General features: G+C 40.5%; 6 protein-coding genes and 1 pseudogene. 5 read left to right on the forward strand and 2 right to left on the reverse strand.

Annotated features, from left to right (window positions below; translation table 11 throughout):
- Positions 1–8: 8 nt before the first annotated feature.
- From JEM49_RS04695 to JEM49_RS04710, 4 genes and pseudogenes are all read left to right on the forward strand, one after another.
- The gene (locus JEM49_RS04695; RefSeq protein WP_239464623.1) at positions 9–656 is read left to right on the forward strand and encodes an ABC transporter ATP-binding protein; all 648 of its coding nucleotides are present in this window, start codon (positions 9–11) and stop codon (positions 654–656) included.
- 158 nt (positions 657–814) lie between these two features.
- The gene (locus JEM49_RS04700) at positions 815–1405 is read left to right on the forward strand and encodes a multidrug ABC transporter permease (RefSeq protein WP_233187043.1); all 591 of its coding nucleotides are present in this window, start codon (positions 815–817) and stop codon (positions 1403–1405) included.
- Positions 1406–2191: 786 nt separating this feature from the next.
- Positions 2192–4117 carry a tetracycline resistance ribosomal protection protein Tet(W) gene (gene tet(W), locus JEM49_RS04705; protein WP_201873889.1) on the forward strand — a complete coding sequence of 642 codons (1926 nt, stop codon included), beginning with the start codon at positions 2192–2194 and terminating at the stop codon, positions 4115–4117.
- Positions 4105–4443: pseudogene (locus tag JEM49_RS04710) on the forward strand (IS30 family transposase); the annotation flags it as partial. The gene tet(W) and the pseudogene JEM49_RS04710, both read left to right, overlap by 13 nt.
- A gap of 403 nt (positions 4444–4846) precedes the next feature.
- On the opposite strand, the gene JEM49_RS04715 reads toward JEM49_RS04710, so the two are convergent.
- Positions 4847–6094 (reverse strand): MFS transporter, encoded by a 1248-nt coding sequence (locus JEM49_RS04715; RefSeq protein ID WP_201873891.1) that lies wholly within the window; start codon positions 6092–6094, stop codon positions 4847–4849.
- A 148-nt stretch (positions 6095–6242) separates the two neighbouring features.
- Here JEM49_RS04715 and JEM49_RS04720 point away from each other — a divergent pair, with 148 nt between their 5' ends.
- Positions 6243–7223 (forward strand): cytochrome C5, encoded by a 981-nt coding sequence (locus tag JEM49_RS04720; RefSeq protein WP_201873892.1) that lies wholly within the window; start codon positions 6243–6245, stop codon positions 7221–7223.
- 92 nt (positions 7224–7315) lie between these two features.
- Here JEM49_RS04720 and JEM49_RS04725 read toward each other — a convergent pair.
- The coding region (locus JEM49_RS04725; RefSeq protein WP_201873894.1) for an RNA-guided endonuclease TnpB family protein at positions 7316–8336 on the reverse strand (1021 nt) is incomplete at its 5' end.

The raw sequence follows: 8336 nt of genomic DNA on the forward strand, positions 1-8336 counted from the left end.
CTGCCTTATTGGGCCCCAACGGTGCTGGTAAAACTACTATTGTCTCTATTGTAGGCGGTTATTTATTACCCACATCTGGCTCAGTGATTGTCGGTGGTCAGAATATTATTAAGACCAGGTTACGTGATAATATTGGAGTTTCCTTTGGTGGGGACTTGGGCTTTTACGGTCGAGCTACAGCTAAACAGAATCTCTCATATTTTGCAGATTTGGCTAAAATACCTTATCGTAAGCAAAAAGCGGAAATAGAACGTGTACTTGATTTAGTTAGTTTAAGTAATGACATGAATAAAAAGGTACAATTTTTCTCTAAAGGAATGAAACAAAGAATGCACATTGCACGTGCACTTCTAGGAAATCCTAAATTATTATTATTAGATGAACCTACTGATGGCTTAGATGTAGAAATTGCTACTAATATCAGAAATGTAGTTAAGAATTTAGCACAAAATGACATTAGTATTTTGTTAACTAGTCACATGATGTCAGAAGTTGAAGCATTAGCAGATCAAATTGTTTTATTAGGTGCAGGCAAAGTTCACGCAAAAGGTACAGTTCAAGATATTGTGAAATTGTCTAAAGTTAAACGAATTGATAGACCAGCAACACTTGAAGAATCATACCTTGCCTTAGCACCACAACTTAGAAGAGAATAATAAGGGATGAATTAATGAGGTTTTTAAGACTTTTTTGGTTTCAATTTAAGCTGTACATATCTAATCAGTATTTCTTTTGGTTGACAATAACTAGTACAGTTAGTATTTTCGTTTTACAGTACACAATTGCTTACGCTAATCATGGGTTAAATGATCCAATGGTCTGGATAAGAAGTGCAGTATTTGGTTTATGGGCTTCATGTACTACCGCTGCAGGAAGTATAGGATATCAGCGTTTTCAAGGAACACTTCCTTATATTATTAACACGCGCTATGATGAGCGAGCATCCTTGATTGCTCTTCTTTTACCAGCTTCGAGTTATGGCCTGCTTGCTTTTCCTTTGTCATTTCTTTTAGCAAAAATCTTCTCAGTAGCAACGGGCACAATTGATTTAAAATTCATTGGGATAGTTATCTTGCTTTGGATTGCTGCAGCTACAATGGATATTTTAATCGCGGCTTTCTTCACCTTAACTCCTAACGCGTTAGTCTACGAAGCGTTGATTAATATTCCAATTTTACTATTAACAGGATTATTTGGTAATAGAGTGATTTCTCTACCATTGATGGAAGTATCACAATATTTTTTGCCAATGACTATGCCAGTTAGGGTTTTGCTTTATTCAGGGAATATGACCAATATTTTGGCCTATATCTGCAGTATGCTGATCTGGATATTGTTAATTTTAGTTATGGTTAGAAAAATTAATGATTTAGCGCGAGAGAAAGGAACGTTGAAGATAATCTAATGGCAACACAATTTTCCTCACTTTCATTTTTGGCAAATTGGAAAACACGATTTGTTTATTTTTTAATTTTGCCTATTATTAATCTTTTGTTATTGGTATTAATTGATCTACAATACAGCAATCAATGCTCATGTACGGTAAAGAAGCAAGCAACCGAAAACAATAGATAGACCGCCAGCACTACACTATTCCGAACCAAAGACCAAAAGATAAGCATTTTGAGAAAATCTAAACTTTTGGATTTTCCTACAATGCCGACTACGGCGGAATCCCTCCCACTCCTTATATATTTCTTTCTGTATACATTGAATTTGTATTTAGTAAAATGCAGACAACACCACGGATCGGCTTTTGGCTGGACAATTCCAACCAAACACCGCAGCAGACAGTAGAAACCATTCTGAACGTTAGGAAGCCGGTATGATTGTTACATATAAGGGGAAGAAAAATTTCTTTTAGATACTTGTTTTCCTAAAACTGATGTGATATAATAATTCAATTCCAGAAAAGGAGTAAAAAATATGCGGCAAGGTATTCTTAAATAAAACTATAATCAAATAGTGGGAACAAAGGATTATGATAGTCCCTTTTGTAGGGGCTTAGTTTTTTGTACCCAATTTAAGAATACTTTTGCCTTATCAATTTTGACATATCCCCAAAAACAGCACTCACAAACAGGTGTATGCTGTATATGTGTATGTCCGCAAATTATCATCCCCAGTGGTAAAAGTATTTTACTGCTGGGGATTTTTATGCCCTTCGGGGCAGTAAAGGGAGGACAATCACATGAAAATAATCAATATTGGAATTCTTGCCCATGTAGACGCTGGAAAGACGACCTTGACGGAGAGCCTGCTATATGCCAGCGGAGCCATTTCAGAACCGGGGAGCGTCGAAAAAGGGACAACGAGGACGGACACCATGTTTTTGGAGCGGCAGCGTGGGATTACCATTCAAGCGGCAGTCACTTCCTTCCAGTGGCACAGATGTAAAGTCAACATTGTGGATACGCCCGGCCACATGGATTTTTTGGCGGAGGTGTACCGCTCTTTGGCTGTTTTAGATGGGGCCATCTTGGTGATCTCCGCTAAAGATGGCGTGCAGGCCCAGACCCGTATTCTGTTCCATGCCCTGCGGAAAATGAACATTCCCACCGTTATCTTTATCAACAAGATCGACCAGGCTGGCGTTGATTTGCAGAGCGTGGTTCAGTCTGTTCGGGATAAGCTCTCCGCCGATATTATCATCAAGCAGACGGTGTCGCTGTCCCCGGAAATAGTCCTGGAGGAAAATACCGACATAGAAGCATGGGATGCGGTCATCGAAAATAACGATAAATTATTGGAAAAGTATATCGCAGGAGAACCAATCAGCCGGGAAAAACTTGTGCGGGAGGAACAGCGGCGGGTTCAAGACGCCTCCCTGTTCCCGGTCTATTATGGCAGCGCCAAAAAGGGCCTTGGCATTCAACCGTTGATGGATGCGGTGACAGGGCTGTTCCAACCGATTGGGGAACAGGGGAGCGCCGCCCTATGCGGCAGCGTTTTCAAGGTGGAGTATACAGATTGCGGCCAGCGGCGTGTCTATCTACGGCTATACAGCGGAACGCTGCGCCTGCGGGATACGGTGGCCCTGGCCGGGAGAGAAAAGCTGAAAATCACAGAGATGCGTATTCCATCCAAAGGGGAAATTGTTCGGACAGACACCGCTTATCCGGGTGAAATTGTTATCCTTCCCAGCGACAGCGTGAGGTTAAACGATGTATTAGGGGACCCAACCCGGCTCCCTCGTAAAAGGTGGCGTGAGGACCCCCTCCCCATGCTGCGGACGTCGATTGCGCCGAAAACGGCAGCGCAAAGAGAACGGCTGCTGGACGCTCTTACGCAACTTGCGGATACTGACCCGCTTTTGCGCTGCGAGGTGGATTCCATCACCCATGAGATCATTCTTTCTTTTTTGGGCCGGGTGCAGTTGGAGGTTGTTTCCGCTTTGCTGTCGGAAAAATACAAGCTTGAAACAGTGGTAAAGGAACCCACCGTCATTTATATGGAGCGGCCGCTCAAAGCAGCCAGCCACACCATCCATATCGAGGTGCCGCCCAACCCGTTTTGGGCATCCATCGGACTGTCTGTTACACCACTCCCGCTTGGCTCCGGTGTACAATACGAGAGCCGGGTTTCGCTGGGATACTTGAACCAGAGTTTTCAAAACGCTGTCAGGGATGGTATCCGTTACGGGCTGGAGCAGGGCTTGTTCGGCTGGAACGTAACGGACTGTAAGATTTGCTTTGAATACGGGCTTTATTACAGTCCGGTCAGCACGCCGGCGGACTTCCGCTCATTGGCCCCGATTGTATTGGAACAGGCATTGAAGGAATCAGGGACGCAACTGCTGGAACCTTATCTCTCCTTCACCCTCTATGCGCCCCGGGAATATCTTTCCAGGGCTTATCATGATGCACCGAAATACTGTGCCACCATCGAAACGGTCCAGGTAAAAAAGGATGAAGTTGTCTTTACTGGCGAGATTCCCGCCCGCTGTATACAGGCATACCGTACTGATCTGGCCTTTTACACCAACGGGCAGAGCGTATGCCTTACAGAACTGAAAGGGTATCAGGCCGCTGTCGGCAAGCCAGTCATCCAGCCCCGCCGTCCAAACAGCCGCCTGGACAAGGTGCGCTATATGTTTCAGAAGATAATGAAGCACTAACTAAGTTCCTAACCACTTTTAATGGTCCGGTGCACAGCTTTACTGTGGACCGTGGCACTGAGTTTAGTGGGCTAGTATCACTTGAATCACAATATGGTATTAAGACCTATTACTGCCATGCTTATACGCCAGCTGAACGTGGTAGTAATGAACGCTTTAATCGGAATTTACGTTATTTTTATCCTAAAGGGACTCGTTTTGAGCACATTAGTGCTCAAGATTTAACGACGACGTTACTCCAAATTAACCAGCGACCGCTTAAAATACTCGACTGGCAAACACCGTATCAGGTTATGCTGACAAATTTGTCCAAAAATTCGGATTAAATTTGCAATCTACCAAATATTTATGAATAAGGTCTATCAGTGAAAGCACGTTTAGCCGCTGATAGGCCTTATTTTTATTAAGACTTTGTGCGTGGCACTCAAAAAATTATTTAAATTATTTATACAAATAATTATGAAGCGCTGCCTGATTTAGCCTTTGAAGAGGCATTGGTCTACCTGCTTATCGCTCTTAAAGAAGTAAAAGCAGAGATCTCCGCCACAGTGGAACAAATATTAGACAACTTTATTAAGTTATTGCCGGTTTTCATGCAAAAGCAGCTGCTGCGGACAGCTTAAAAACTAATTTAAGAGACAAAAAGCCAGATCCAATATGGATTCGGCTAGTTTTAGTGCTTTCAAGTTTCAGTTATGGATTAAAAGTAAAAGCAGTGAAAGCGATTACTTATTTATTTCGATAAGAAATACCCCATGCGAAGATCAAAATTAAAATAAAGTTCAATAATAAAGTAAATCCGGTTACCCAGAAAACAGTCGCATAGTTTGAAAAACCAGAAATGGCAGAACCCATTAATGATCCAAGTACTGCACCTACTGCTTGGAAAGACTGATTATAACTAAAAATTCGACCGAAACTTTCCTTAGGTGTATTCAAAGTTAAAACAGTTTGAGCTGCAGGCAACATCCCCGCACTGGCAATACCTAATAAGAAACGCAAGAAGGCAAGCATCCATGGATTATTAGTTAAAGCCATTGGTGCAAATAAAATGAAGCCGATGACTAAACCGACACGCAATACATGTAATGGCCCAATTTCATCCATTTTATGACCGATCTTAGAAGCAGCAAGCAAAGTACCAAGTCCTGGCGTTGCTGCTACGATACCAGCAACAAATGCAACATCAGAACCATGAGGCATCATTGATTTTACGTATAATGAAACGATAGGATCAATTGACATAGTTGAAGATTGAACCAACATCGTAGTGATGAACATAACGATAATTAATTTAACACTTGGCAAACTCTTCATGATTTCGCCCATTGGCTTCATCTTTTCGCGAGAAATTGGAGTAAAGTCTTCATGAACTAGGAATGTTGTTCCTAAAAATACGATGAACATCAAGACACCGGTAATAAAGAACGGAATACGATAGCCCCATGCACCGCCAAAGATATTGCCAAAGAAACTAGAAAGGGCACCACCTAATAATGGACCAACCAAGTTGCCAGCAGTACCAGCGGTCATCATCTGACTCATTACCCATCCACTACGGTCGTGCGGCGTTTCGCTGGCCATCAATGCCGTAGCGTTGTTGATATAACCAGAAAATGACCCTTGAATGAAGCGCATGACAACGATATAAATCGCATTTGGTGCAAAACCAGTCAAGGTAATAGTAATTGCCATAACGCCGGATGCACGCATACACATTAGTTTTCTTCCTTTACGGTCAGCCAAGCTGCCCCAGTATGGAGAAATTATTGCCTGGGCAATAAAGGTCATAGCAAATGCCAGCCCAGAGTATAAGTTGATTTGCAGCTTAGAATAATTACCTAAATCAGAAATAAACAGTGAGATAAAGGGCATAGTCATTGAGTAGCCCATCCCAGTGATGAAGCAACCTAACCACAGAGTATAAAAAGCTTTATGCCAACCTGCAGGCAGATTGCGTGATTTAATAGTAGTCAAAGTGTCATCTCTTTCAAAAAATAAGAATAAGTTTTAATGTTTATTTTAGCACATACAAAAAATTAAATATTTTTCCAATTTTTTATAATAAAAAGATTATTAATGAAATAATGTGCTACGATAATGGTTCTAGAAGGGAGTTATCTTTATGGCACACATGTCGCGGCGAGAATATCGTATGAAGAAGGAACATGGACAAGATGGTGCTGATCGATCACGAATCAATTATTCTAAAAGTAGAGTAAATAGTCGTGAAGAATTTAGAAGCAAAAAAATTAGCAATCCTAAACCTGCTGCTAATACCAAAATCGATCTTTCACGTGAAAATTATAATCACGTAAAGCTCAATTTCTGGACAATCTTTTCTGATCGACCATATATTTCAGTTGCAATTATTGTCTTGGCACTATTTCTTGCCATGATCAAATTATGGTGGGGATTATTAATCTTATTGGCAGTTGTAATTGTTGGAATATACGTCATCGGCCACAGTCATCATCCCCATCAAGTACTTAGTCTTGAATTTCATCTAAAAGCTTCAAGAAAATTAAGTATGCTGAGAGCTTTAGAATTAGGTGGCTCAGTTACTATGTTTTTAGCTACCTATATGAAGCAAGTGGTAACTGTCGACTTTTCATCGGCAGGGTCAACCGATAGTTTCCAAATTATTCAAGGAGCATTGTCTAATAATGGTGGCTATTATGGTCAACAAGGATCATACTTTTTGAGTTTACTAAATACAGTCACTGGTGGTCAGCTCTGGAGTTCATACCGTTATGCCACAAATAGTGCGCAAATGATGAATAGTAGTTCTGGTCGCTGGATTATTATGTGGATCATGCTTTTGATGATTGCTCCAGCTTTTTGTGTATTAGCACAATTTTTTAAAGAACCATATTCTAGAAATGTGACTTTGATTACTTCATTGATTACCACATTTAGTTTTATCTTAACTCCTGTTTTAATGCGTAAATGGGTAGTTGGTTATGCTATGGAAAACCAACTGGCAAGAGAAGCGGCTAATAATGCTGTTCGCATTGGGACGATGGCCTACGTAGGAATGGCTTGCTCGATCCTGGTATTAATAATTGCAACCTACCGGGTAATTAAACAAGATAATTTTGAATGAACTACACCGGCACTGAAGTGCCGGATTTCTGGGAACACTGAGTAGTGTTTAGGATCTTACATTGAATTATTCAAATACCTAACTCACGGAACTCAGCTTGTTACCATGGTCAGTCCCTGACCATTTAGCTTTGCTTTATGCAAGATATTAACTGCCGCATTAATATCTCGGTCATGCTTAGTTTGACACTTAGAACAGGTCCATTCACGAATCTCTAATGGCTTAGCACCACTGTTATAGCCACATTTTGAACAAATTTTGGAAGTATTCTTAGGATCAACTGCAACTAGCTTTTTCCCATACCATTCACACTTATACTCCAGCATTTGTCTAAACATTCGCCATGAAGCATTGGCAATTGATTTGGCTAAGTGATGATTTTTCTGAAGATTCTTGGTTTTCAAATCTTCAATCGCAATTACATCATATTGCTTAACTAAATGCGTAGTTAATTTATGCAGGTAATCTCTGGGCTGATTAGCTATTTTTGCTTGGCATCTGGCTTTTGACTTTTGTGCTTTTTGCCAATTAGTGAAACTCTCTAAGCTTCTAGGACAAAGTACCCTTTTATTCTTATCTTGTAAAACTAGTAATTTAGCTAAATGTCTACGTCGAGAATACTTTTTCTGCCAAATTCTAGCTTTCTTTTCAAAATAAGAGCTGTCAAAACTAGAGTACTTTAAACCATTAGATAGAATTGCTAAATCAGCTACGCCAACATCAATTCCAACTTGTTTGCCAGTTAAGCTGTACTTCTCTGGTTCAGATATTTCTACCTGTAGAGACAAATAATATTTTCCTGTTGGTTCAAGCAGAACAGTGTAGCGCTTAATCTTAACATCTTGCAAAACTCCAGTCTTGCTGGTTTTGACACAGCCTAATTTAGGAATCTTTAAATATCTTTTACCTGCAATTCTGATAGTCGATTTACCAGTATAAGACCTTTTCAGATACTTGCGTGAATGAAAACGAGGCTTGCCAATTTGACCACTTTTATCTTGAAAGAAGTTCTTCCAAGACTGAGTTAGAAATTCATTAACTACCTGCAAGCTTGAAGAATCGCTGTTTTTCAAAAAAGGATATTCTTTTTTAAGCGGCTTAAGCAGATAATTC

Origin of the sequence: Lactobacillus sp. A27, from assembly GCF_016742815.1 — a bacterium.
In the GTDB taxonomy this organism is placed as follows: Bacteria; Bacillota; Bacilli; order Lactobacillales; family Lactobacillaceae; genus Lactobacillus; species Lactobacillus gallinarum.

Bases quoted from the DNA above. Each gene is read 5' to 3' on its own strand.
- JEM49_RS04700 (WP_233187043.1), top strand. From the start codon at position 815: ATGGTCTGGATAAGAAGTGCAGTATTTGGTTTATGGGCTTCATGTACT.
- JEM49_RS04720 (WP_201873892.1), top strand. From the start codon at position 6,243: ATGGCACACATGTCGCGGCGAGAATATCGTATGAAGAAGGAACATGGA.